Genomic DNA, 21,033 nt, shown 5'->3' on the forward strand with positions numbered 1-21,033 from the left:
AACAGGGACTGGATGCAATGACCGCCATTAATGAGTTCATCGACAACGAGGTCAAGAGCAACGACGTTGTTCTTTTCATGAAGGGCACGCCCGGTTTTCCGCAGTGCGGATTTTCCGGTCAGGTCGTGCAGATTCTCGACTATGTCGGCGCCGACTACAAAGGCGTGAACGTGCTCACCTCCGACGAATTGCGGCAGGGAATCAAGGAATATTCCAACTGGCCGACCATCCCGCAGCTTTATGTGAAGGGTGAGTTCGTCGGCGGTTGCGACATCATTCGCGAGATGTTCCAGGCGGGTGAGTTGCAAGGCTTTCTCGACGAGAAAGGCGTGAGCGTCAAAGGCGCCGCCTGACAAGGTACTGATTTGGCCATTCCCGGGCCTGCGCCCGGGAATGGAGTGAGTGAAATGCGTCGGCTGGCCGGCGCGTTTTCTTTTTGTGGATACAATCTGGATCAATTGACATGGACCAGAGGGCTGCCCTGGCGCCGACGGCGCCGCTCGCCATTGCACGCTGGGAATTCATCGCCATCACGGCCGCCATGATGGCGCTCAATGCGCTGGCCATCGACATCATGCTGCCCGGCCTGCAGCAACTTGGCGCGAGCCTTGGCGTGGAGGACGAGAACACACGCCAATATGTGATCACGGCCTATATCACGGGCTTCGGCCTCGCCCAGTTGCTCTTCGGACCCGTCTCGGACCGGTTCGGCCGGCGCGTGCCGCTGCTGACGGGCCTCAGCATCTATGTCGTGGCAGCATTCGCCTGCGCCTTCGCGCCCAATTTCGCCACGCTTCTGGCCTTTCGCTTCGTCCAGGGATTGGGCGCGGCATCAACCCGCGTCATCTCGGTCTCGCTCGTCCGCGACGTCTATGGCGGGCGGGCCATGGCCGAAGTCATGTCGCTCGTCTTCATGGTCTTCATGATCATTCCGGTGATCGCGCCCGGCATCGGCCAGGTCATGATGCTGTTGTCGACATGGCACATGATCTTCCTGTTCATGGGAAGCGTGGCTCTTGTCTTCACCCTGTGGACGGCAATGCGGCTGCCCGAGACGCTGCACGAAGAATACCGGCGTCCGTTCAGGCTCGACGTCATTGCCCAGGGCTTCCGCATCGTCCTGACGAACCGCGTCGCCATATGCTACACGATCGCCACGACCGCGGTTTTCGGGGCCCTGTTCGGCTTCATCAATTCGGCCCAGCAGGTCTACATCGGTATTTATGACACCGGGACAATGTTCCCGGTCTACTTCGCCGCCGTCGCCGGCCTGATGGCCGTCTCGTCCTTTCTCAATTCGCGGCTTGTCGGACGAATTGGCATGCGCCGGCTCGCGCACGGGGCGTTGATCGGGTTTCTGATCGTCAACACCATCGCCTTCACGGCGTCATTGTTCGGCCCGGTGCCGTTCTGGCTGTTCATCAGCCTTTTTGCGCTGGCCATGATGCAGTTCGCCTGGATCGGCTCGAATTTCAACGCCCTGGCGATGGAGCCGCTTGGCCATGTGGCGGGCACCGCCTCGTCGGTGCAGGGATTCATGCAGACGGTCGGCGGGGGATTGCTCGGAGCCTTCATCGGCCAGGCCTTCGACGGCACGGTGACACCGCTGGCAGCGGGCTATTTTTTCGCCGCCGTGTTCGCCCTTGTCATGGTGCTGGTGGGCGAGAAGGGACGCCTGTTCCAGCCGCACAATCCGCCGGTCGAATAGAACGTCTCCTTATTGACGCTCCGGTCCAACGTCGGCGGCTTCGGACGCGCCGGTCACGAGACCGACGAAATCGAACAGCTTGCGATCCATTAAGTGCGACGGCCGCACATTGGTCAGTGCACGGATCATGGTGTCCTTGCGCCCCGGCATCCTGCGTTCGATATCATCCAGCATCGCCTTCATGGCGTTGCGCTGCAATCCGTCCTGACTGCCGCACAAGTCGCACGGGATAATGGGAAAGCGCATTGCGCCGGCGAATTTGGCAAGATCGGCCTCGGCGCAATAGCTGAGCGGGCGCAGGACGACGACATCGCCTTCGTCATTGATCAGCTTTGGCGGCATGGCCGCCAATCGCCCGCCATGGAAGAGATTCATGAAGAATGTCTCGAGGATGTCCTCGCGATGATGTCCGAGCACCAGGGCCGCGCAGCCCTCCTCGCGCGCGATGCGGTAGAGATGGCCGCGCCGCAAGCGCGAGCAGAGCGAGCAGTAGGTGCGGCCCTCGCCGATCTTTTCGGTGACGATCGAATAGGTGTCCCGATATTCGATGCGATGCTTCACACCGATCGAATCGAGATAATCGGGCAGAACATTCTTCGGAAAGTTGGGCTGGCCCTGGTCGAGATTGCAGGCCAAGAGCTCGACCGGCAGCAGCCCGCGCCATTGCAGATCAAGAAGAAGCGCCAACAGGCCGTAGGAATCCTTGCCGCCCGACAGAGCCACCAGCCAGCGCTCCCCTGCCCGCGCCATGGCAAAATCGACAATGGCCTGCCGCGTGTGGCGCATGAGGCGCTTGCGCAGCTTGTTGAACTCGACGGAGGACGGTGCGCCGGCATAGACTGCGGGAATGGCCTCCAGGCCCGGTTCGGCTTCTAACGTCGTGGGTGCATTCATGATCTGCCACCGGCTGAGTGTAGGAATTGCTCCGCACTTACGATAGAAGCGGTCACCCCGTAAACCAGCAAGGCCAGATCCGTACCCAATGCCGACCCTCACGATTGTCTCCCCCTTCTACAACGAGGCGGCGCCCGCCGCGCAGTTCTGTTCCATGCTGGAGCGGCTGGAGACGGAGGTGAAACGGCGCTACAGCCTGCTGGTCGACAAGGTTCTGATCGACGATGGCAGCACCGACGGCAGCGCGGAAACCTTCGCCAGCATGCTGTCGGGCCGCTGGAAGATCCTGCGGCTCAGCCGCAATTTCGGCAAGGAGTACGCGCTGCTCGCCGGCATCGACCACGCCAAGGGCGATCTCGTCCTGCTCCTGGATGCCGACCTGCAGCATTCGCTTGAAGTCTGCATGACGCTGATCGGAGAAATCCTCGCCGATCCCGAGATGGACGTCGTCTATGCGGTGCGCTCCGACCGCCGCGAGACGGGCTGGCGGCGTGCCGGCATGGCGCGGCTCTTTTACCGGCTTATCAATCTCGGCCAGCGCTACAAGGTTCCCGAGAATGCCGGCGACTTTCGTGTCATGCGGCGCAGGGCCGTCGACGCGTTTGCGCAGTTGCGCGACCGGCGCCGCTTCAACAAGGGACTGTTCGCCTGGATCGGCTTTCGCCAGAAGGCGATCGAATACCGGCCGGCCGAGCGCGCGGCCGGCAACACCAAATGGTCGCGGCGCGGACTGTTCGCGCTGTCGGTCGAGGGTATCACCTCCTTTTCCGCCGTGCCGCTGCGCCTTGTCTCGGGCGCCGGGCTGGTCGTGGCGCTGGCCGGCATGCTCTATGGCGTCAAGATCGTGCTGGAGGTGCTGTTCCACGGCATCGACGTCCCGGGCTTTCCGAGCCTGTTCGTCGCCGTTACCATCCTCGGCGGCTTCAATCTCGCTCTTCTGGGGCTGGTCGGCGAGTATGTCTGGGTGGCACTCAGCGAATCCAAGGACCGGCCGATCTATGTCGTCCGCGACATTCTGGAACCTGGCCGCACGGGCCGTTCGGCGCTGTGATGCGCCGCATCTGGCTGATCGCCGACGATTACGGTCTCTCCCCGGCCGTCGATGACGGAATCCTAGAATTGCTTGCCGCGGGCATGATTTCCGGCACCGGCTGCATGACGGTGTTTTCCGATTGGCCGGACGAGGCAAGACGTCTGCATGACGTTGCAGGCACCGTTGCAGTCGGATTGCATCTGACCCTGACCGACCAGCCGTCGCTGACGGGCCGCAGCACGCTTGCGCCGGACGGAACCATGCCATCCTTGCCGCGGTTGCTGCGGGGGCTTCTTTTCGGGCAGATTCGTACCAGCGACATTGCGCGCGAGCTCGATGCGCAGATCGGGCGCTTCCTTGAGGCAATGCAGCGGCCGCCCGCCTTCATCGACGGACACCAGCATGTCCATTTCCTGCAGCCGGTCCGCACCTGGCTGCGTGAACGCGCGCCCGATTTCGCGGCAAAGCCCTGGCTGCGCGGCGCCCCGGCGGTCGGGCAATCCCCCCTGCCGGGCAAGACCGGCTTCGTGCGCCTTCTGGCGGCCGGCTTCGCCGGCAGCGCAACCGGAAGCGGCTATATGGTGCGCGGGCCGCTTGCCGGCTTTTACCCGTGGGAAAGGCCGGATAAATTTGCTCCGACGATGCGGGAGAGCCTGAAGAGACTGCCCGACGGCGCCGTCTTCATGTGCCATCCGGGTCGGACGGACGCTGCGTTGCGCCGGCGCGACAAATTGATCGAAGCCCGCCCGGTAGAACTCGACTTCCTCGCCTCACAGGATTTCGAGGCGCTTCTTTCGGAAAGCGGCGTTGCCCTGGCCGGGATCGACCCATGACGCAAGAGCCGAACCGACAGAAATCGCTCGCCACCAAGTCCGGACGCTTCGTGCTGGTCGGCATCGCCAACACGCTGATCGACCTTGCGGTCTTCAGCCTACTGGTGGCCGCAGGCATGGCCGCGCTCGTGGCGAACGTGCTGGCGTGGCTGGTGGCGGTTGTCTTTTCCTATGCCGTCAATTCGCGCTGGTCGTTCGACCGCGACACGCGCCTGTCCGACGCGCGGTCGGCGCTGCGCTTCATCTCGCTCGGCGCCGTCATCTCGCTCGGCATATCGAGCGGCTTCCTGCTGGCGCTGACCGGCGTCATCGGGGTTATGCCGGCGAAGATCTTCGGCGTGATCGTCGCCGCCATCCTCAACTTCATTGCCGCGCGATGGTCGATCGAGGACCGGTTGTTGTAGGGCGCTAGCGCGCATTCGCTTCAAACGGAATCGTTTGAAGCAAAGATATGCGCGCCAGATCAATATGCTGGAACATGTACCTTTCGCTCAAACGTCACCGTTTGAGCGGGACATGTTCGAGCGCGCATTCGCTTCAAACGGAATCACGATTCGGCCTGTTGCGGATCGCGGAAGTAGACGTCGAAGATCCAGCTCTGCGGCCCACCCGCCCCCTCCACCGCCGGCACGGTGATGCGCGCCTTGCCGTCGATGCGGCCGAACAGCTTCGCCATGCGTTTCATGCAGCCATCCGACTTCCTGGCGTGACATATGCCGGCTGCACCATCGCGCGCGATGTCATCCTGCGATACCCAGGGCGTCTGGGCGAATGAATGCCCTTGAATCGCAAAGGGACGGTCGGATGCATAAAAAGCCGTGCCATTGGCGAGGAAATTTGCCTCTCCGGCCACGATGGCCAACTTCCGGCCGGTGCGCTCGCGCCATGTTGCCTGGACGGCCTCTGCGATCGTGGTGATCGGCATGGCGCTGTTGCTGCGTGCCACATCGAGCGTTTCCTGGCGCACGAAGGGTGCGGCAACAAGCAGAAGGACGGCATAGAGCGCGAGGAACGGCGGAACCACCTTGGGATACCGCGCTGCCAGCGGCCCGGGCAGGCAAAGCACCATGGCGAAGGTCAAAAAGACGAAGAAGGGAATGGCCCACAGAGACGACAGCTCGGCATTGGTGGCGAGGCCGAGGACGATCGTCAGCACGACCGGCAGAGCCATAAGGGCAAAGAGCGCCCTGCCCTCGACGATCCGCCACAGGGCGCGGAATTGGTAGACGCCGACGACGGGCAGCCCGTCTTTCCAATAGCGGTGCAGGCACAGGAGCAGGTAGGCGGGTGCCGAGTAGAGAAGGATGGCCACGATGAATTCGATCACCGAGATCAGCGCGCTGGCAATGTCTCCGTCGCCCTGGTTGGACGCGTAGCGCACCGTCTCGAAATCGTTCTGCACCATCCAGTAGGCATGTGGCACCAGAACGATTGCACCTGTCAGCGCCGCCAGCCAGGGAAGGCGCGTCGCCAGAATCGGCCTGACGTCGCGGTCTGTGAGACCATGGATCGCAATTGCCAGCACCAGCACTACGGAATGGTATTTGGCCAGAATGGCGAGCGCGCAAAAGGCGCCGAGCAGCACCGCGTCAAAGGCGCTGCGCCGCTCGATCGTGCGCAAATAGAACAGGAACGCCAGGGCCCAGAACGGCAGCATGGCCGAGGTGGCGTTGTAATTGGTCGAAAGGAATGTCAGCGGCGGCAGCACGACGGCGCAGGCCACCAGTACGACCTGCTGATTTGCGTCGAGGACGCGCAGGGCGATCCGCCACATCACCAAAAGCGTCACGCCGATATTGACCGCCGACAGGAGGAAGTAGAACACGTTCGTCCGCGGAAAGACCGAGAACCACGCCGCGGCGATCCAGCTGAACAGCGGCGGATGCTTGTAGTAGCCGAGTTGCCAGCCGATGCCCCAGGCGAAATTCTCGACCATGTCGCCATGGATATCGAGATTGTAGCGGCTGAGGCTCGAATAGAGCGTCCACAGCGCGCAAAAGCCAAGGACGATCGCCGCGACGTAGCGCCGGGTGCGTGGGGCCGACATGCTGGTCGACGGCTTCATCATAGGGCTATCCATGCTGGTGCCGTTGTTCTCCGTTCGAGCGGTCGTGTTGAATCTTGCCAACCGTATAGTCGGGAATTTCATCCGAACTCGAATCCGAAATTCGTGGTGCGCCCGCTAGCGCGCGTGCGCTTCAAACGGAAACGTTTTGAAGCAAAGATATGCGCGCCAGATCAGTATGCTGGCACATGGACCTTTCGTTCCAACGATTCCGTTTGTGCGGGACATGTTCCAGCGACCGCAACGAAATCGGGGATTTTCACTTTAGGCAACAAAAAAGGGAGCGATCATGGACCGCTCCCTCCACATTTTGCTTCGAAGGAACGAAGGCGAATCAGCGCGAATAGAACTCGACCACCAGGTTAGGTTCCATGTGCACGGCATAAGGTACGTCGCCCAACGTCGGAACGCGGCCATAGGACGCGACCATCTTGTTGTGGTCGACCTCGATATAGTCCGGCACGTCGCGCTCGGCCAGCTGCACGGCCTCGAGCACGAGTGCGAGCTGCTTCGACTTCTCGCGCACTTCGATAACGTCGCCCGGCTTGCAGCGATAGGAGGCGATGTTCACGCGCCGGCCGTTCACATTGACGTGACCGTGGTTGATGAACTGACGGGCGGCAAAAATGGTCGGGACGAACTTGGCCCGGTAGACGACCGCGTCGAGCCGCGACTCCAGAAGGCCGATCAGGTTTTCGGAGGTGTCGCCCTTGCGGCGGTTGGCCTCCTCGTAGGTCTTGCGGAACTGCTTTTCCGAAATGTCGCCGTAGTGGCCCTTGAGCTTCTGCTTGGCGCGCAGCTGCAGACCGAAGTCCGACAGCTTGCCCTTGCGGCGCTGGCCGTGCTGGCCCGGACCATATTCGCGGCGGTTGACCGGGGATTTCGGACGGCCCCAGATGTTTTCGCCAAGACGGCGGTCGAGTTTGTATTTTGCAGAATCGCGTTTGCTCATCGCATTCCCTTTCAAAACAATACACCCGAAACCTCGTGTTCCGGGTGAAGGAAACGCGCCCTCCTCTGGCCTCCGTTTTCGAAGCCTGACAGGATTCTTGCGCACGCTGCGCGCTTGAATCCACGGGACACGTCAATAAATCGAGCATCGCTGCCCGACGGTCGCGGTGACTTAGTGGAGTTTCATGCCCATGTCAACGACGCCCGTTCCCCGACACTTCAGCCGTCCTTCCTTTCCGGCAAACCCTCGCGGCTGGTCTCGGCCAGTTCTTCCAGTTCCTTTTCGGTCATCGTCTCATACATCTCGCGCGAGGCGCCGTAGAGTTCGCTCTCGTTGATGTCTCCCCGCTTGGCCGCAAGGGCGGTGCCAGCGGCCTTTTGCTGCGCTTTCGAGGTGGCGGGCATTGTAGTCTCCTTCGTGCAAGGTGAACAACGGCTCCGCCGCCGACCAGGTTCCGGACCGGGCGAGACATGGCGTGACCTGCTTGTTCCTACACGCCGCGCGCTGCCCCGGTCTCCATCGATATCGCGGTGGATGGGGCCACCTTCGTATCATGGCCTTCGCCCGAGCCCCTGCGGGCGAAGGCGTCGCGATATGCCAGCCCGAAGCCGCGCACCAGACGCCGCCTGGCATTGTCGGCATGACCGGAGGTGAAGATCGCAACGTCTTCCATCTGCCGCGGTCCGGCCGCGGCGCCTTCCGGCACAGTTTCGAGCAGCGAAAGCGCGCGACGCGCGATCGCCTCGGCCGGATCGATCCAGTCGACCGGCCATGGGGCGGTCTTGCGCATCCGATTGACGAGGAACGGATAATGCGTGCAGGCGAGCACGACGATATCGGTGCGCTGATCTCCGGCCTCGACGAAACAGGGTGCGATTTCATCGCGCACCGCTTCCTCATCGACGAAGCCGTCGCGCATATAGGCCTCGGCCAGCGCCGCAAGCCGCTCGCTGCCCACGAGGCGGACATGGCATTTGCTCGCCCATTGGCGAATCAGGTCGCGCGTATATTGCCGCCTGACGGTGCCGGGCGTGGCAAGCACGGAGACGAGGCCCGACCGCGTGCGTTCGGCGGCCGGCTTTATCGCCGGAACGGTGCCGACGAAGACGCGCTCCGGAAAGGTCTCGCGCAGGGCATGAATGACCAGCGTGGACGCCGTATTGCAGGCGATGACGGAGAGTTCCGGGTCGAAGCGCTCGAACAGCCGGGCGAAGAGCGCCAGAATATGGGCCCGCAAAGCCGGCTCCTCCCAGGCGCCATAGGGAAAGGCTGCATCATCGGCGACATAGACGAAGGGCCGATCCGGCATGAGGACCCGCGCCTCACGCAACACGGTGAGGCCGCCGATCCCTGAATCGAAGACCAGAACGGGTCGATCAGTCATCCGAACGGCCCGCATTGCCACGGCCAGTGCCTGCCGCGCTCGCCGCGCGCGCCTTGCGTTCGGGATAGCCGGCGCCGCGCGGCTCCCTGGGGGAAAAATAGTCGAGCGAGGAAAGAACGCCGCGCAGTACCTTGATCTCGGCCTCGCTGAAGCCGGGCCGCGTCAGCACGGCGCGCAGATTGTCGAGCATCTTCGGTTTCTTCTCGGCCGGGCGGAAATAGCCCCGGCTTTCCAGCGCATGTTCGAGATGATCGACGAGACTTTGCAGATGGTGCTTGTCGGCAGGCACGACGGACGGACCGGAAAAGGCCGTGTCCGTTTCCTTGTCCAGCCCCGACTTCATCCACTCATACGACATCAGGAGCACCGCCTGCGCGATGTTGAGCGATGAAAATTGCGGATTGACGGGAAAGGTCACGATCTCGTCGGCGAGCGAAACCTCCTCGTTGGAAAGGCCGAACTTCTCGCGCCCGAACAGAATACCGGTCCGCTGTCCGGCCGTGGCACGTCCGCGCAGCATACGTGCCGCTTCAACGGGACCGCGCACCTCCTTGAAGCCGTCGCGCTGGCGTGCGGTCGTGGCAAAGACGAAGGAAAGGTCGGCGATTGCCTCCTGAACGCTGCCGAACAGCCGGGTCGCCTCGATCACATGATCGGCGCGGCTCGCCGCCGCACGCGCCTTGTCGTTCGGCCAGCCGTCGCGCGGACTGACAAGGCGCAATTGGCCGAGCCCGAAATTGGCCATGGCGCGGGCGACCATGCCGATATTTTCGCCGAGCTGCGGTTCGACGAGGATGACAACCGGCTCGGCCGGCCGGGAATTGGGATCGATTGTGTTTTCGGTCATGTTGGATGGCAATTGCCTGTCAATTGCGGCGTTTCGGCGTCCCTGCCATATTCGGACGCGAAAATGAAGCGTGTCGAGGGAAATGCCGAGATGAGCGAACTTGCAGACCGCATCCGCACCATCCTCGCGGACGATCCCAATTGCGGCGAGATCCGCATGTTCGGCGGCGTCTGCTTCACGCTGAACGGCAACATGCTGGTGGGTGCCATGCGCGAAGATGGCCTGCTGGTGCGGGTTGGCGAGGCGCAGGAGGCCGATGCGCTCTCGAGACCCGGAGCAACGCGTATGGCGTTCACGAACCGCGAAATGATGGGGTTCGTCGTCGTCGACCCCGCCACGCTCGATCAGGACGCTCTTCGATCGTGGATTGCCATGGCGACGGCCTATGTCGGGGCAATGCCGCCCAAGGCTGGAAAATCGCCGACGAGGAACGATGTCGAATAGTTTAACGCGGGGCGACGAACTCGCGAATGGCCGCGGCCACATCGTCCGGCCGCTCGTGCAGGATCCAGTGACCGCAGCCGGGCACGCGCCGCACCGTCAGGTCCGGCGCATATCGCGGCAGGTCGGCAAGACAGGTGGGCCTGAGCGCCTCGTCCGCCTCCCCCCAGATCACGAGATGCGGCATCGCCACGCGAAAGGCGTCAGCCGGTTGGGAGAGAATATTGCTCGCCGCCGCCGGCACGCCGACCGCCGGCACGTCGATCGGCGAGGCCCGATACCAGTTGAGCATCGCCGTCAGGGCGCCGGTTCGGCTCCAGGCCGCACGATACTCGTCTTCCATCTCCGGCGTCATCCAGTCCGATTTCGAGAATCCGGCGATCATCTTCAGCAGGCGTCGGTAGCCGTCGGCACCGAGGCGCTCTTCCGCATCCGGCGCGCGCAGACGGTTGATATACTGGCTGGCGGCGCGCTGGCCCGGATCGTCATGGATGGCGCGCTGGAAACAGGCGGGATGCACGCCATTGGCCACGACCAGATGGCTCAGCCGCTCTCCACGGGCGATCGCATAGGCATAGGCGACCGAGGCGCCCCAGTCGTGACCTGCCAGCACGAATGGGCGGTCGGGCGAATATTGCCGCACCAGGGCGTCGATATCGCAGACCATATGCCCGACGCGATAGGCGTCCACCCCGTCCGGCCTGGAGGACAGGTTGTAGCCGCGCTGGTCGGGCGCGACGACATGGAACGTCGCGGCCAGTCGCTCCATGACCGCCCGCCAGGCGACCCAGTATTCGGGAAAGCCGTGCAGAAGAACGATCAGAGGCCGGGCGGTATCCCCAGCCTCCGCGACCTGTAGGCGAACCTCGCCCGTGTCGACCATGCTCATGCGAAAATCGGTCATGCCGCCGCGAACTGTAGCGGCAATGGTCGCAATATACACCTCCGTTCTGCGCGGGCGGCCGAGGTGCCGCTGATCCCGGTCGAGGCGTTTGCGCGCCCAATGCGGCTTTGCTATAGGGACGCCAACTTCATTCCCATCCACGGTGGATCCCCGCCATTTTTCCGAAGACGAGGCCTTATCCAATGTCGAAAATCAAGGTGGACAATCCTGTCGTCGAACTCGACGGCGACGAGATGACGCGCATCATCTGGCACTTTATCAAGGATAAGCTGATCCATCCCTATCTCGACATCGACCTGGAATATTACGACCTCGGCATCGAGTCGCGCGACGCGACCGACGACCAGATCACCGTCGACGCCGCCAACGCCATCAAGAAGCATGGTGTGGGCGTGAAGTGCGCCACCATCACGCCGGACGAGGCGCGCGTTGAGGAATTCGGGCTGAAGCGCATGTACCGCTCGCCCAACGGCACGATCCGCAACATCCTCGGCGGCGTGATCTTCCGCGAGCCGATCATCTGCAAGAACGTGCCGCGCCTGGTGCCGGGCTGGACCAAGCCGATCATTGTCGGCCGTCACGCTTTCGGCGACCAGTACCGCGCCACCGATTTCAAGATCCCCGGCAAGGGCAAGCTGACGATCAAGTTCGTCGGCGAGGACGGCCAGGAAATCGAGCACGAGGTGTTCGACGCGCCCTCCTCCGGCGTCGCCATGGCCATGTACAATCTCGACGATTCAATCCGCGACTTCGCGCGCGCCTCGATGAACTATGCGCTGATGCGCAAGGTGCCTTGCTATCTCTCCACCAAGAACACGATCCTGAAAGTCTATGACGGGCGCTTCAAGGACATCTTCCAGGAGATCTACGAGGCCGAGTTCAAGGCGAAGTTCGAGGACGCCAAGATCTGGTACGAGCATCGCCTGATCGACGACATGGTGGCCTCGGCGCTGAAATGGTCGGGCGGCTATGTCTGGGCCTGCAAGAACTATGACGGCGACGTGCAGTCCGACACCGTGGCGCAGGGCTTCGGTTCGCTCGGCCTGATGACCTCCGTGCTGATGACGCCGGACGGCAAGACGGTCGAGGCCGAAGCGGCACACGGCACGGTGACGCGCCACTACCGCCAGCACCAGAAGGGCGAGGAAACCTCGACCAACTCCATTGCCTCGATCTTCGCCTGGACGCGCGGTCTGGCGCACCGGGCCAAACTCGACAGCAACGAGACGCTGGCCAAGTTTGCAGCAACGCTCGAAAAGGTCTGCATCGACACGGTCGAATCCGGTCACATGACCAAGGACCTGGCGCTGCTCATCGGCCCCGACCAGCCGTGGCTTTCCACCACTGGCTTCCTCGACAAGATCGACGAGAACCTGCAAAAGGCGATGGGCTGAGCCCGCAATGACAGGCAAGCCGCGCCTGTTTGGCGCTGACTACAGCGTCTATGTGCGCATCGCGCGGCTTGCTCTGCTGGAAAAGGGTGTCGACCATGAATGCATTCCGGTCGACATCTTTTCCAAGGACGGCGTTCCGGACTGGTATCAGGAGCGTCATCCCTTCAAACGCATTCCCGCATTCGAACACGGTTCGCTAAAGCTGTTCGAGACAAGCGCCATCACGCGTTATGTCGACGAAGCCTATGACGGACCATTATTGCAGCCGCCCGATGCGTTCGGGCGGGCCGTGATGAACCAGATCGTCAGTCTGCTCGATGCCTATGCCTATCGCGCGATGGTCTGGGGCGTCTATGTGGAGCGCGTTTCCAAGCCCAGAGAAAACAATACGCCGGACGAGAGGTTGATCGCCGCATCGCTCGAAACGGCGCGCACCTGCCTGTCGGTGCTGGACAGGCAACTTGCCGACAAGTCGTGGCTGATCGGCGATGCGCTGACGCTTGCCGACCTCTACGCTGCTTCGATGCTTGCCTATTTCGTCAAGGCGCCGGAAGGCGCGGCGCTCGTGGCGGACTATCCGGCCGTTGCCCGCTGGTGGCACGCCGTTCAGGCAAGGACGAGCTTTCAGGCAAGCGAACCCACAAGCTGAGCGGGCGCAGCAGCGCCCTACCCGTCCATCGCCGATTTGACCGCCTCGATGGCGGCGCCGGCCTGTGCGGCGTCGGGACCGCCGGCCTGTGCCATGTCGGGGCGGCCGCCGCCACCCTTGCCGCCGATCGCCTCGGAGGCCTTGCGCACCAGGTCGACGGCGCTGAAGCGCCCGGTCAGGTCCTCGGTCACGCCAACGACGACGCTCGCCTTGCCATCCTCGGACGTGCCGACGAAGACGACAATGCCTGAGCCGAGCGCCTTCTTGCCCTCATCGGCAAGGGGCTTCAGATCCTTCGGCGAAACACCTTCCACCACGCGGCCCATGAAGCCAACGCCGGCGACCGTTTCGCTGGACGATTCGGCACCGCCCGCCTGACCGCCGCCAAGCGCCAGTTTCTTCTTCGCCTCGGCCAGTTCACGCTCGAGGCGCCGGCGCTCGTCGAGCAGGCTTTCCAGGCGCGCAGGCACCTCAGCCGGCGCAACCTTCAACGTCGCGGCGGCGGATTTCAGACGCTGCTCCTGCTCATCGAGATAATGCCTCGCGGCCGCACCCGTCAGCGCCTCGATGCGGCGCACGCCGGACGATACGGCCCCTTCGGAGACGATATGCACGAGGCCGATATCGCCGGTCGCCCTGACATGGGTGCCGCCGCAAAGCTCGATCGAATAGGGTTTGCCGGCCTTCTCGCCGGAAATGCCGGTGCCCATCGAGACGACACGAACCTCGTCGCCATATTTCTCGCCGAACAGAGCCATCGCGCCCTTGGCGATGGCGTCGTCGACCGCCATCAGATGGGTTTCGACCGGACTGTTCTGCAGCACGATGGCGTTGCTCATGTCTTCGACCCGTTCCAGTTCCTCCGGCCCGATCGGCTTGGGATGCGAAAAGTCGAACCGCAGCCGGTCGGGCGCCACGAGCGAACCCTTCTGTGCGATATGCGTGCCAAGCGTCTCGCGCAGCGCCTCGTGAAGGAGATGGGTCGCGGAATGGTTGGCGCGCAGTTTCGTGCGCCGCGCATGGTCGACCTGCATCTCGACCACTGCGCCCGTCTTCATGGTGCCAGAAGTGACCTTGCCGTAATGGACGAATACGCCGTCGCCCTTCTTCTGCGTATCGGAAATTGCGACGGAGAAGCCTTCGCCCTTCATCATGCCGGTGTCGCCGACCTGGCCGCCCGATTGGCCGTAGAACGGCGTCTGGTTGACGACGATTGCCACCTCTTCGCCGGTCTGTGCCGCATCGATCTGCGCGCCGTCCCTGACCAGAGCCGTCACGACACCTTCGGCGTCCTCGGTTTCATAGCCGAGGAACTCGGTCGCGCCGACCTTGTCCTTCACGCTGAACCAGACCACCTCCGTCGCTGCCTCGCCGGAGCCCGCCCAATTGGCCCTCGCCTCCGCCTTCTGGCGTTCCATCGCGACATTGAACCCGTCGACGTCGACGGTGATGTCGCGCTGGCGCAAGGCGTCCTGTGTCAGGTCGAGCGGAAAACCGTAGGTGTCGTAGAGCTTGAAAGCGGTCTCGCCATCGAGCCTGGCGCCCGCATCCAGGCTTCCGGTTGCCTCTTCCAGCAGGCCCAGCCCGCGGGCGAGCGTATTGCGAAAGCGGCTTTCTTCCAGTTTCAGCGTTTCGGTGATGAGCGCCTCGCCGCGCACCAGTTCGGGATAGGCCTGGCCCATCTCGCGCACCAGCGCCGGCACGAGGCGCCACATGAGCGGTTCGCGGGCGCCCAGCAATTGCGCATGGCGCATGGCGCGGCGCATGATGCGGCGCAGCACGTAGCCGCGGCCGTCATTCGACGGCAGGACACCGTCGGCGATAAGGAAGCTCGTGGCACGCAGGTGGTCGGCGATGACGCGGTGGCTGGCGCGGTGCTTGCCGTCGGCGGCAACGCCGGTGGCCTCCACGGAGGCCTCGATCAGGGCCCTGAAGAGGTCGATATCGTAATTGTCGTGCACCCCCTGCAGCACTGCTGCGACGCGCTCCAGGCCCATGCCGGTGTCGATCGAGGGTCGCGGCAGGTCGATGCGCTCGTCCGGCGTCACCTGCTCGTACTGCATGAAGACCAGGTTCCATATCTCGATGAAGCGATCGCCGTCCTCGTCGGGGCTGCCGGGCGGGCCGCCGGGAATGCCCTCTCCATGATCGTAAAAGATCTCCGAGCACGGGCCGCAGGGTCCGGTATCGCCCATGGCCCAGAAATTGTCCGAGGTGGGAATGCGGATGATGCGCTCGTCCGGCAGGCCGGCGATCTTCTTCCACAGATCCGCCGCCTGGTCGTCGGTATGGTAGACCGTCACCAGCAGCTTTTCGGGATCGAGGCCGAATTCCCGGGTAATCAACTTCCAGGCAAGTTCGATGGCAACATCCTTGAAATAGTCGCCGAAGGAGAAATTGCCGAGCATCTCGAAGAAGGTGTGATGGCGCGCGGTGTAGCCGACATTGTCGAGGTCGTTGTGCTTGCCGCCGGCGCGCACGCATTTCTGCGAAGTCACGGCGCGCAAATAGGGTCGCGTCTCCAGGCCGGTGAAGACGTTCTTGAACTGCACCATGCCGGCATTGGTGAACATCAGGGTCGGGTCGTTGCGTGGCACAAGCGGGCCCGAGGCGACGATCTCGTGCCCGTTCTTGCCAAAATAGTCCAGAAATGCCGACCGAATCGCGTTTACGCCGCTCATGCCCAACCTTCTTGAGAAGGGGCGGACAATATCCCGCCCTGAAAACCGAAACGGCTTCTTATCCTCCCGACCCTGCCGGTGTCCAGAATATCACGCCTTCACCGCAAAACAGCGATCCGGGTGTCAAGATGAACATGTCAAATTGACTTAACTAGACGAACCGTTAACCATTCCGAGCTCACACTCCGACGAGTTCGAATCCCCCGCTATCAGGTGTCCGATGTTCACGCGTGCAATCCACTCCGTCCTGGCCGCCGGCGCTCTGGCGGCGTCGGTATCGGCCCCTGGCGTTGCGGCCGATAAGGACCATCACTTCTTCCGTGCCGTGGAGGGCGAGTGGACGGGCCCGGGCGAGATCGTTGCGGGAAAATACAAGGGAACACGCTTTACCTGCCGGCTTGTCGGCGACTCCGCGGACGACAAGACGGGCATGGCGCTCGACGGCACCTGTCGGGTCGGCGTCTTCTCGCAGAAGATGTCGGCGGTGATCGAACGCGCCGGCGATTCCTATCGCGGCACCTTTCTCGACGGTGCCGAGGGCAAGGGGCTTGATATCGTTTCGGGCAGCGTCGACAAGCATCAGGTCGTCATGGGCCTGAACCGCAACAAGCTCAACGGCGCCATGCTGGCCAGCATGAAGGGGCCGGACACGATGAACGTTACGGTCTCTGTGCGCGTCGAGGACGAACTCGTGCCCGTCATCGGCGTCAACTTGAAGCGCGTCGACACGACAGCAGTCGGCGCAATCGCACGCGACTGAATTTCGGTCTCCAGCGCCTATTCCCGCCACCAATCGCCGCCGGCAGTGGCGACGGCAATGCCGGTGCGATCGACCTCATCCAGCCTTTCGGTGACGGCGCGGCCGCCGATGACGAGATCCGGTGCGATCTCGCTCAGCGGCAACAGGACAAAGGCGCGCGCCAGCATGCGCGGGTGCGGCACCTGCAAGTCCGGCTCGTTGTGGCGTTCGTCATCATAGAGCAGGATGTCGACATCGATCAGGCGGGGACCGCCCGGCTGCATGCGTATCCGTTTCAGCTTCTGCTCCGCCCCCAGGCACAGTTCCAGCAGCCCGCGCGCCGGCAAACAGGTCCGCAGTTCCGCCACCGCATTGAGGAAATCCGGCTGCTCGATCGGTCCCCAGGGCGGTGTCAGATAGACCGACGACGCGGCCACGACCCGTGTCAGGGGATCGGCATCGACAATTCTCAGGGCCTCGGCCATGGCCTGGAGCGGATTTCCGAGATTGCCCCCCAGCCCCAGAAAGGCACGGACATCATCGCGGCCAGGCAACGCTGACCTCCACATAGTCAAGGACGCCGGGCACCGGAGCGTTGGGCTTGCGAATGGTGACTTCGGCACGCGCAATCTCCGGGAACGTCTCGACCATGGTACGAGCCACATCATGCGCCAGCGCCTCGATGAGAAAGCGGCGCTCGCCCGTGACGATCTTTTCGATCACCTTGAAGGCGACACCATAATCCACTGTACCTTTTATGGAATCACCTTCCAGCGCATCGCCGGCGTCGATCGTCAGCCGTGCGTCGACATAGAAGCGCTGGCCGAGCATTTCCTCTTCGTCGTGCACGCCGTGACGACCGAAAAAGGCGCAATTCTTCATGGTGATCGTGTACATGGGTGGTCCCTGTGGTTCAACTCGACGCCCGTCGCGCAACGATAGCATCGGCGACATTCAGCGCGTCCATATTGATTGCGACATCGTGCACTCTGAATAGGACCGCCCCCTTCAGGCGCAGGATGACGCTCGTCGCCGCCGTTCCGGCATCCCTGTCGCCGGAATCCCGGCCCGTCATATGGCCGATGAACCGCTTGCGCGAGGTTGCCACCAGAAGCGGAAAATCGAGCGCCGCAAGCTCGTCGAAGCGTTCCATCAGCGCGATATTTTCCTGCGCATCCTTGCCGAAGCCGAAACCGGGGTCGAGCACGATGCGCTCATTTGGTATGCCTGCCCCGGCGGCGATGTCGAGCGACGATTTGAGATAGTCGAACTGATCGTCGACCGGATCGGGCGCCGTCTGCCGGTCCCGGCTATTGTGCATGATGACGACGCCGGCATCCAGAGCGGCAACCGCCACAGCCATGGCCGGATCATGTTGCAGGCCCCAGATGTCGTTGACGATGTGGGCACCCGCCGCGACCGCCTTGCGCGCCGTGGAGGCCCGGTAGGTGTCGACCGAAATGATGGCGTCGGTATCGCGGGCCAGCGCTTCGATGACGGGCAGCACGCGGCTCTCCTCTTCGGCAGCCGAAACGGCTGCGCTGCCGGGCCGCGTGCTTTCGCCGCCGACATCGACGATCGCCGCACCGTCCGCGATCATCGATTTTGCATGTTCGACCGCGCTTGCGGTGTCGGAGAAAAATCCGCCGTCCGAGAAGCTGTCCGGCGTGACGTTCAAGATGCCCATGATCACGGCCCGCGGCCCCAGTTCGAGATGCCGGCCATGCGCGAGCTGCCATTGCCGCGGTTCAAACATTTGCATGTGCCCCATATCCTTCATACGATCTCGCACCGGCCACGCCAGCCTCTTGCGCGGATTGTGACGCTGGCGCATGCTGCAAATAGCTGGGATCGGCCATGATTAGAAGAACAGTTCTCGCACTTGCCGCGTTCCCCTTCTTCGCCGGGCCGGCCGACGCGCAGACCGTTTCGCGCAGCTACAGCTATTTTTCCGTCGGCGGTTCGACGATCGAGGAAATCGACAAGGAGCTGTCGCGCCGCGGGCCGCAGATCAACGGCGCCGGCCGTCGCCATCCCGGCGCAACACGCATGCAGTTTTCCACCAAGCTGTCATTTGCCAGCACCGATCGCTGGTGCGCGATCGACGACGCGACGGTGACCTTGAAGGCCAAGATCATCCTTCCGCGCTGGCGGCAGCGCCGTCGCGCGGATTACGATACGCGGCTGATCTGGGACACGCTGGCCTCGGACATCAAGCGCCATGAGGATTTCCACGTCCAGATCGCCAAGCGCCATGCCCGCGAGCTTGAGCAGACCCTGGAGACCATCGGCCGCATGCGCGATTGCGCCCATGTCCAGCGCCGGGCCGCCGTGATCAATCAGCGCATACTGGCAAAGCACGACCGCGCACAGGCGCGTTTCGACCGTATCGAAGCGAAGAATTTCGAAGACCGGCTATTGCGCATCCTGACCTACCGGCTGGAGCGCATCGAAGCAGCCCGCAGGCGCAAATAGCCGCCTCTCAGATCACGCCGAGCTTCTTTTGCAGGCTTGTCGAGGATGTCGTGTACTGGAAGACGACGCGCTCGTCGGGATGAACGATGTGCTTGGCAGCCTGGGCCATCAGCGCCGCCTCGTGGAAACCCGACAGGATCAGCTTGAGCTTGCCCGGATACCAGTTGATGTCGCCGATGGCGAAAATGCCGGGCGTCGACGTCTCGAACTTCTCGGTGTCGACGCGGATCGTGTTCTCGTGCAGATTGAGCCCCCACTCGGCGACAGGGCCGAGCTTCATGGTCAGGCCGAAAAAGGGCAGCATCCGCGTGCAGGAGATTTCCGTCTCCCCTTCCGGCCCCTTGACGAGCGCGGATGTCAGGGCGCCATCGCTTCCACGCAGTTCGGTGATCTGACCGAGCTGAAACCGCAAGTCGCCGCTTGCCTCCAGGGCGCGCATCCTGTTGACGCTGTCGGGGGCAGCGCGAAATTCGGGCCGCCGGTGCACCAGCGTGACAGAGCGGGCGACCGGTTGCAGGTTGAGCGTCCAGTCCAGCGCGGAATCGCCGCCGCCGACGATCAGGATGTCATGGCCGCGGAAATCCTCGATGCGCCGCACCGCATAATGCACGCTCGTGCCCTCGAAGGCCTCTATTCCGGGAATGGGCGGACGTTTGGGCTGAAAGGAACCGCCACCCGCGGCAATGACCACCGCCTTCGCCTCGAACACCTCGTTCTCGTCCGTTGTCAGCCGAAACGTGCCGTCGGCAAGCTTTTCGAGCCCGGCCACGACCCGGTTGAAGGTGAATTCCGGCTTGAAGGGGGCGATCTGCTCCATCAGCTTGTCGACCAGTCCCTGCGCCGAGATCACGGGCCAACCCGGAATGTCGTAGATCGGCTTTTCCGGATAGAGTTCGGCACATTGTCCGCCGGGTCTGTCCAGAATGTCGATCAGATGACAGTCGAGATCGAGCAGGCCGAGTTCGAACACGGCAAACAGGCCGACCGGTCCGGCGCCGATGATGACAATGTCGGTCTTCTTCGTCATGGACTGACCCTGCGGCAATGGATACCGCCTGCAGCCTTGCCCAAAGCCGTGTGCCGGCGCAAGCCTCTGCTGCGTGTCAGGCCTGGCGCTCGGGGACGCGCACGACCAGTCCGTCGAGCTCGTCGCTCACCTTGATCTGGCACGAAAGGCGCGAACTGGGACGTACGTCGAAGGCGAAGTCGAGCATGTCTTCTTCCATCGCCTCCGGCTCGCCGACGGCATCGCTCCATTCCTCGTCGACATAGACGTGACAGGTCGCACAGGCGCAGGCGCCGCCGCATTCGGCCTCGATGCCCGGCACGGCATTGCGGATCGCGTTCTCCATGACCGTGGAGCCGTTTTCGGCCTCGACCTCGAACCGCGTTCCGTCATGCGCAATATAGGTAAGCTTCGTCATTCGGCATCGCCCTGCTTGAACTGGCCATGCCGAATTAGCGTTTCGCGCCACCTTGTCAACCGGACGCACGGCCGCATCGGCATGTCGGCCGGACGATCAGCGGTTGATCGAAGCCATGAATTCGCGGACCTCGTCGATCCGGCTGGCCAGCCGGCCGAGTTTGCGCTTGTCGAGCGGATCCTCCTCCACCCTCTCGGCCGCTTCCGCCACGGAAAAGGCGCCGACACCGCGTGCGCCGCCTTTCAGCCCGTGGGCCAGGAATTTCCGCTGTGCCGGCTCCGCCTCGACAATCTTGTCCTTCACCGACACGGCCTGCTGGAGAAACAGCGACAGCACTTCCTGCTCCAGGTCTCGGTCGCCCAATGTCTGACGTGCAAGATGGACCAGATCGATCGGCCTTTGACGGGAGGGAACACAATACTCGCCACCGGGCTTTGAAAACGCCACGGTGTCCACACTCGGATACGCCATCTACTCTACTCGCACTTGCCGCCCCGGCCGGCAATTTCGTCGCCTTGGGCCTCGCTCGGCGGGTCCGGAGCCCCGCACTGCCCGTCTCCCGACGCCTGCGCGGCGCCGCACCATTGCGTTCCACCGGGTCAGGCTAGCC

Annotated in this window: 24 protein-coding genes; 10 read left to right on the forward strand and 14 right to left on the reverse strand. The window is 63.0% G+C overall.

All coding sequences use genetic code 11. The annotated features are described in order from the left end of the window. The first annotated feature begins 17 nt into the window (after window positions 1-17). Entirely contained in the window at window positions 18-353 is a 336-nt protein-coding gene (gene grxD, locus GM909_RS06585; protein WP_157015525.1) for a Grx4 family monothiol glutaredoxin, read from the forward strand. A gap of 110 nt (window positions 354-463) precedes the next feature. Further along, the gene (locus GM909_RS06590; RefSeq protein ID WP_157015413.1) at window positions 464-1,708 is read left to right on the forward strand and encodes a multidrug effflux MFS transporter; all 1,245 of its coding nucleotides are present in this window, start codon (window positions 464-466) and stop codon (window positions 1,706-1,708) included. A 9-nt stretch (window positions 1,709-1,717) separates the two neighbouring features. On the opposite strand, the gene ttcA is transcribed toward GM909_RS06590, so the two are convergent. Beyond that, complete coding sequence (ttcA, locus tag GM909_RS06595; protein WP_157015414.1) at window positions 1,718-2,602, reverse strand: tRNA 2-thiocytidine(32) synthetase TtcA; 885 nt, start codon at window positions 2,600-2,602, stop codon at window positions 1,718-1,720. Window positions 2,603-2,690: 88 nt separating this feature from the next. On the opposite strand from ttcA, the gene GM909_RS06600 reads away from it, so the two are divergent. The 3 genes from GM909_RS06600 to GM909_RS06610 are packed head-to-tail and all read left to right on the forward strand — an operon-like array spanning window position 2,691 to window position 4,872. Continuing rightward, window positions 2,691-3,653 carry a glycosyltransferase family 2 protein gene (locus tag GM909_RS06600; protein ID WP_157015415.1) on the forward strand — a complete coding sequence of 321 codons (963 nt, stop codon included), beginning with the start codon at window positions 2,691-2,693 and terminating at the stop codon, window positions 3,651-3,653. Further along, on the forward strand, window positions 3,653-4,468 hold the full coding sequence (locus tag GM909_RS06605) for a ChbG/HpnK family deacetylase (RefSeq protein ID WP_328600446.1): 816 nt from the start codon (window positions 3,653-3,655) through the stop codon (window positions 4,466-4,468). The genes GM909_RS06600 and GM909_RS06605 overlap by 1 nt, the downstream gene beginning before the upstream one ends. Then, on the forward strand, window positions 4,465-4,872 hold the full coding sequence (locus tag GM909_RS06610; RefSeq protein ID WP_157015417.1) for a GtrA family protein: 408 nt from the start codon (window positions 4,465-4,467) through the stop codon (window positions 4,870-4,872). Before GM909_RS06605 ends, GM909_RS06610 begins: the two co-directional genes overlap by 4 nt. A gap of 143 nt (window positions 4,873-5,015) precedes the next feature. On the opposite strand, the gene GM909_RS06615 is transcribed toward GM909_RS06610, so the two are convergent. From GM909_RS06615 to GM909_RS06635, 5 genes are all read right to left on the reverse strand, one after another. Then, a complete protein-coding gene (locus GM909_RS06615; protein WP_198174151.1) occupies window positions 5,016-6,536 on the reverse strand; it encodes a glycosyltransferase family 39 protein in 1,521 nt (506 codons plus the stop codon). Window positions 6,537-6,867: 331 nt separating this feature from the next. Then, complete coding sequence (rpsD, locus tag GM909_RS06620; protein WP_157015419.1) at window positions 6,868-7,485, reverse strand: 30S ribosomal protein S4; 618 nt, start codon at window positions 7,483-7,485, stop codon at window positions 6,868-6,870. Between the two features lie 218 nt (window positions 7,486-7,703). Then, complete coding sequence (locus GM909_RS06625; protein ID WP_157015420.1) at window positions 7,704-7,889, reverse strand: DUF3008 family protein; 186 nt, start codon at window positions 7,887-7,889, stop codon at window positions 7,704-7,706. Between the two features lie 86 nt (window positions 7,890-7,975). Next, window positions 7,976-8,869 carry a glutamate racemase gene (gene murI, locus GM909_RS06630; protein WP_157015421.1) on the reverse strand — a complete coding sequence of 298 codons (894 nt, stop codon included), beginning with the start codon at window positions 8,867-8,869 and terminating at the stop codon, window positions 7,976-7,978. Continuing rightward, window positions 8,862-9,716: an RNA methyltransferase gene (locus GM909_RS06635; RefSeq protein ID WP_157015422.1), complete on the reverse strand. Its 855-nt coding sequence runs from the start codon at window positions 9,714-9,716 to the stop codon at window positions 8,862-8,864. The genes murI and GM909_RS06635 overlap by 8 nt, the downstream gene beginning before the upstream one ends. Window positions 9,717-9,806: 90 nt before the next feature. Here GM909_RS06635 and GM909_RS06640 point away from each other — a divergent pair, with 90 nt between their 5' ends. Then, a complete protein-coding gene (locus GM909_RS06640) occupies window positions 9,807-10,160 on the forward strand; it encodes a TfoX/Sxy family protein (protein WP_198174152.1) in 354 nt (117 codons plus the stop codon). 1 nt (window position 10,161) lies between these two features. Here GM909_RS06640 and GM909_RS06645 read toward each other — a convergent pair whose 3' ends face one another. Beyond that, window positions 10,162-11,100, reverse strand: coding sequence for an alpha/beta fold hydrolase (locus GM909_RS06645; protein WP_157015424.1), 939 nt, complete (start codon window positions 11,098-11,100; stop codon window positions 10,162-10,164). Between the two features lie 143 nt (window positions 11,101-11,243). Between GM909_RS06645 and GM909_RS06650 the strand changes: the two genes are divergently transcribed. Both GM909_RS06650 and GM909_RS06655 read left to right on the forward strand, forming a co-directional pair. After that, window positions 11,244-12,455: an NADP-dependent isocitrate dehydrogenase gene (locus GM909_RS06650; protein WP_157015425.1), complete on the forward strand. Its 1,212-nt coding sequence runs from the start codon at window positions 11,244-11,246 to the stop codon at window positions 12,453-12,455. A 7-nt stretch (window positions 12,456-12,462) separates the two neighbouring features. Then, the gene (locus GM909_RS06655) at window positions 12,463-13,104 is read left to right on the forward strand and encodes a glutathione S-transferase family protein (RefSeq protein ID WP_157015426.1); all 642 of its coding nucleotides are present in this window, start codon (window positions 12,463-12,465) and stop codon (window positions 13,102-13,104) included. Between the two features lie 17 nt (window positions 13,105-13,121). Here the strand turns inward: GM909_RS06655 and alaS are convergent, their stop codons facing one another. Continuing rightward, window positions 13,122-15,785: an alanine--tRNA ligase gene (gene alaS, locus GM909_RS06660; RefSeq protein WP_157015427.1), complete on the reverse strand. Its 2,664-nt coding sequence runs from the start codon at window positions 15,783-15,785 to the stop codon at window positions 13,122-13,124. Between the two features lie 220 nt (window positions 15,786-16,005). Between alaS and GM909_RS06665 the strand changes: the two genes are divergently transcribed. Continuing rightward, the gene (locus GM909_RS06665) at window positions 16,006-16,545 is read left to right on the forward strand and encodes a hypothetical protein (RefSeq protein ID WP_157015428.1); all 540 of its coding nucleotides are present in this window, start codon (window positions 16,006-16,008) and stop codon (window positions 16,543-16,545) included. Window positions 16,546-16,562: 17 nt separating this feature from the next. Here the strand turns inward: GM909_RS06665 and folK are convergent, their stop codons facing one another. The 3 genes from folK to folP are packed head-to-tail and all read right to left on the reverse strand — an operon-like array spanning window position 16,563 to window position 18,286. Beyond that, window positions 16,563-17,078 (reverse strand): 2-amino-4-hydroxy-6-hydroxymethyldihydropteridine diphosphokinase, encoded by a 516-nt coding sequence (folK, locus tag GM909_RS06670; protein WP_235911694.1) that lies wholly within the window; start codon window positions 17,076-17,078, stop codon window positions 16,563-16,565. Further along, complete coding sequence (gene folB / locus GM909_RS06675) at window positions 17,062-17,421, reverse strand: dihydroneopterin aldolase (RefSeq protein ID WP_157015430.1); 360 nt, start codon at window positions 17,419-17,421, stop codon at window positions 17,062-17,064. The genes folK and folB overlap by 17 nt, the downstream gene beginning before the upstream one ends. A 16-nt stretch (window positions 17,422-17,437) precedes the next feature. After that, window positions 17,438-18,286 carry a dihydropteroate synthase gene (gene folP, locus GM909_RS06680; RefSeq protein ID WP_235911696.1) on the reverse strand — a complete coding sequence of 283 codons (849 nt, stop codon included), beginning with the start codon at window positions 18,284-18,286 and terminating at the stop codon, window positions 17,438-17,440. Between the two features lie 95 nt (window positions 18,287-18,381). On the opposite strand from folP, the gene GM909_RS06685 reads away from it, so the two are divergent. Further along, complete coding sequence (locus GM909_RS06685) at window positions 18,382-18,999, forward strand: DUF922 domain-containing Zn-dependent protease (protein ID WP_157015431.1); 618 nt, start codon at window positions 18,382-18,384, stop codon at window positions 18,997-18,999. Between the two features lie 7 nt (window positions 19,000-19,006). Here the strand turns inward: GM909_RS06685 and GM909_RS06690 are convergent, their stop codons facing one another. The 3 genes from GM909_RS06690 to GM909_RS06700 form a co-directional block, all read right to left on the reverse strand. After that, on the reverse strand, window positions 19,007-20,026 hold the full coding sequence (locus GM909_RS06690) for an NAD(P)/FAD-dependent oxidoreductase (RefSeq protein WP_157015432.1): 1,020 nt from the start codon (window positions 20,024-20,026) through the stop codon (window positions 19,007-19,009). A gap of 76 nt (window positions 20,027-20,102) precedes the next feature. After that, window positions 20,103-20,423, reverse strand: a complete 321-nt coding sequence (locus GM909_RS06695) for a 2Fe-2S iron-sulfur cluster-binding protein (RefSeq protein WP_157015433.1) — start codon at window positions 20,421-20,423, stop codon at window positions 20,103-20,105. A gap of 96 nt (window positions 20,424-20,519) precedes the next feature. Further along, on the reverse strand, window positions 20,520-20,894 hold the full coding sequence (locus GM909_RS06700; RefSeq protein WP_157015434.1) for an Hpt domain-containing protein: 375 nt from the start codon (window positions 20,892-20,894) through the stop codon (window positions 20,520-20,522). Window positions 20,895-21,033 lie beyond the last annotated feature (139 nt).

It is taken from the genome of Mesorhizobium xinjiangense (genome assembly GCF_009749525.1).
GTDB lineage: Bacteria > Pseudomonadota > Alphaproteobacteria > Rhizobiales > Rhizobiaceae > Mangrovimarina > Mangrovimarina xinjiangensis.

What these genes read in the sequence shown, in the direction of transcription:
- grxD (WP_157015525.1), top strand. Translation starts at nt 18, where the DNA reads ATGACCGCCATTAATGAGTTCATCGACAACGAGGTCAAGAGCAACGAC.
- GM909_RS06590 (WP_157015413.1), top strand. Translation starts at nt 464, where the DNA reads ATGGACCAGAGGGCTGCCCTGGCGCCGACGGCGCCGCTCGCCATTGCA.
- ttcA (WP_157015414.1), bottom strand. Translation starts at nt 2,602, where the DNA reads ATGAATGCACCCACGACGTTAGAAGCCGAACCGGGCCTGGAGGCCATT.
- GM909_RS06600 (WP_157015415.1), top strand. Translation starts at nt 2,691, where the DNA reads ATGCCGACCCTCACGATTGTCTCCCCCTTCTACAACGAGGCGGCGCCC.
- GM909_RS06605 (WP_328600446.1), top strand. Translation starts at nt 3,653, where the DNA reads ATGCGCCGCATCTGGCTGATCGCCGACGATTACGGTCTCTCCCCGGCC.
- GM909_RS06610 (WP_157015417.1), top strand. Translation starts at nt 4,465, where the DNA reads ATGACGCAAGAGCCGAACCGACAGAAATCGCTCGCCACCAAGTCCGGA.
- GM909_RS06615 (WP_198174151.1), bottom strand. Translation starts at nt 6,536, where the DNA reads ATGATGAAGCCGTCGACCAGCATGTCGGCCCCACGCACCCGGCGCTAC.
- rpsD (WP_157015419.1), bottom strand. Translation starts at nt 7,485, where the DNA reads ATGAGCAAACGCGATTCTGCAAAATACAAACTCGACCGCCGTCTTGGC.
- GM909_RS06625 (WP_157015420.1), bottom strand. Translation starts at nt 7,889, where the DNA reads ATGCCCGCCACCTCGAAAGCGCAGCAAAAGGCCGCTGGCACCGCCCTT.
- murI (WP_157015421.1), bottom strand. Translation starts at nt 8,869, where the DNA reads ATGACTGATCGACCCGTTCTGGTCTTCGATTCAGGGATCGGCGGCCTC.
- GM909_RS06635 (WP_157015422.1), bottom strand. Translation starts at nt 9,716, where the DNA reads ATGACCGAAAACACAATCGATCCCAATTCCCGGCCGGCCGAGCCGGTT.
- GM909_RS06640 (WP_198174152.1), top strand. Translation starts at nt 9,807, where the DNA reads ATGAGCGAACTTGCAGACCGCATCCGCACCATCCTCGCGGACGATCCC.
- GM909_RS06650 (WP_157015425.1), top strand. Translation starts at nt 11,244, where the DNA reads ATGTCGAAAATCAAGGTGGACAATCCTGTCGTCGAACTCGACGGCGAC.
- GM909_RS06655 (WP_157015426.1), top strand. Translation starts at nt 12,463, where the DNA reads ATGACAGGCAAGCCGCGCCTGTTTGGCGCTGACTACAGCGTCTATGTG.
- alaS (WP_157015427.1), bottom strand. Translation starts at nt 15,785, where the DNA reads ATGAGCGGCGTAAACGCGATTCGGTCGGCATTTCTGGACTATTTTGGC.
- GM909_RS06665 (WP_157015428.1), top strand. Translation starts at nt 16,006, where the DNA reads ATGTTCACGCGTGCAATCCACTCCGTCCTGGCCGCCGGCGCTCTGGCG.
- folB (WP_157015430.1), bottom strand. Translation starts at nt 17,421, where the DNA reads ATGTACACGATCACCATGAAGAATTGCGCCTTTTTCGGTCGTCACGGC.
- folP (WP_235911696.1), bottom strand. Translation starts at nt 18,286, where the DNA reads ATGCAAATGTTTGAACCGCGGCAATGGCAGCTCGCGCATGGCCGGCAT.
- GM909_RS06685 (WP_157015431.1), top strand. Translation starts at nt 18,382, where the DNA reads ATGATTAGAAGAACAGTTCTCGCACTTGCCGCGTTCCCCTTCTTCGCC.
- GM909_RS06690 (WP_157015432.1), bottom strand. Translation starts at nt 20,026, where the DNA reads ATGACGAAGAAGACCGACATTGTCATCATCGGCGCCGGACCGGTCGGC.
- GM909_RS06695 (WP_157015433.1), bottom strand. Translation starts at nt 20,423, where the DNA reads ATGACGAAGCTTACCTATATTGCGCATGACGGAACGCGGTTCGAGGTC.
- GM909_RS06700 (WP_157015434.1), bottom strand. Translation starts at nt 20,894, where the DNA reads ATGGCGTATCCGAGTGTGGACACCGTGGCGTTTTCAAAGCCCGGTGGC.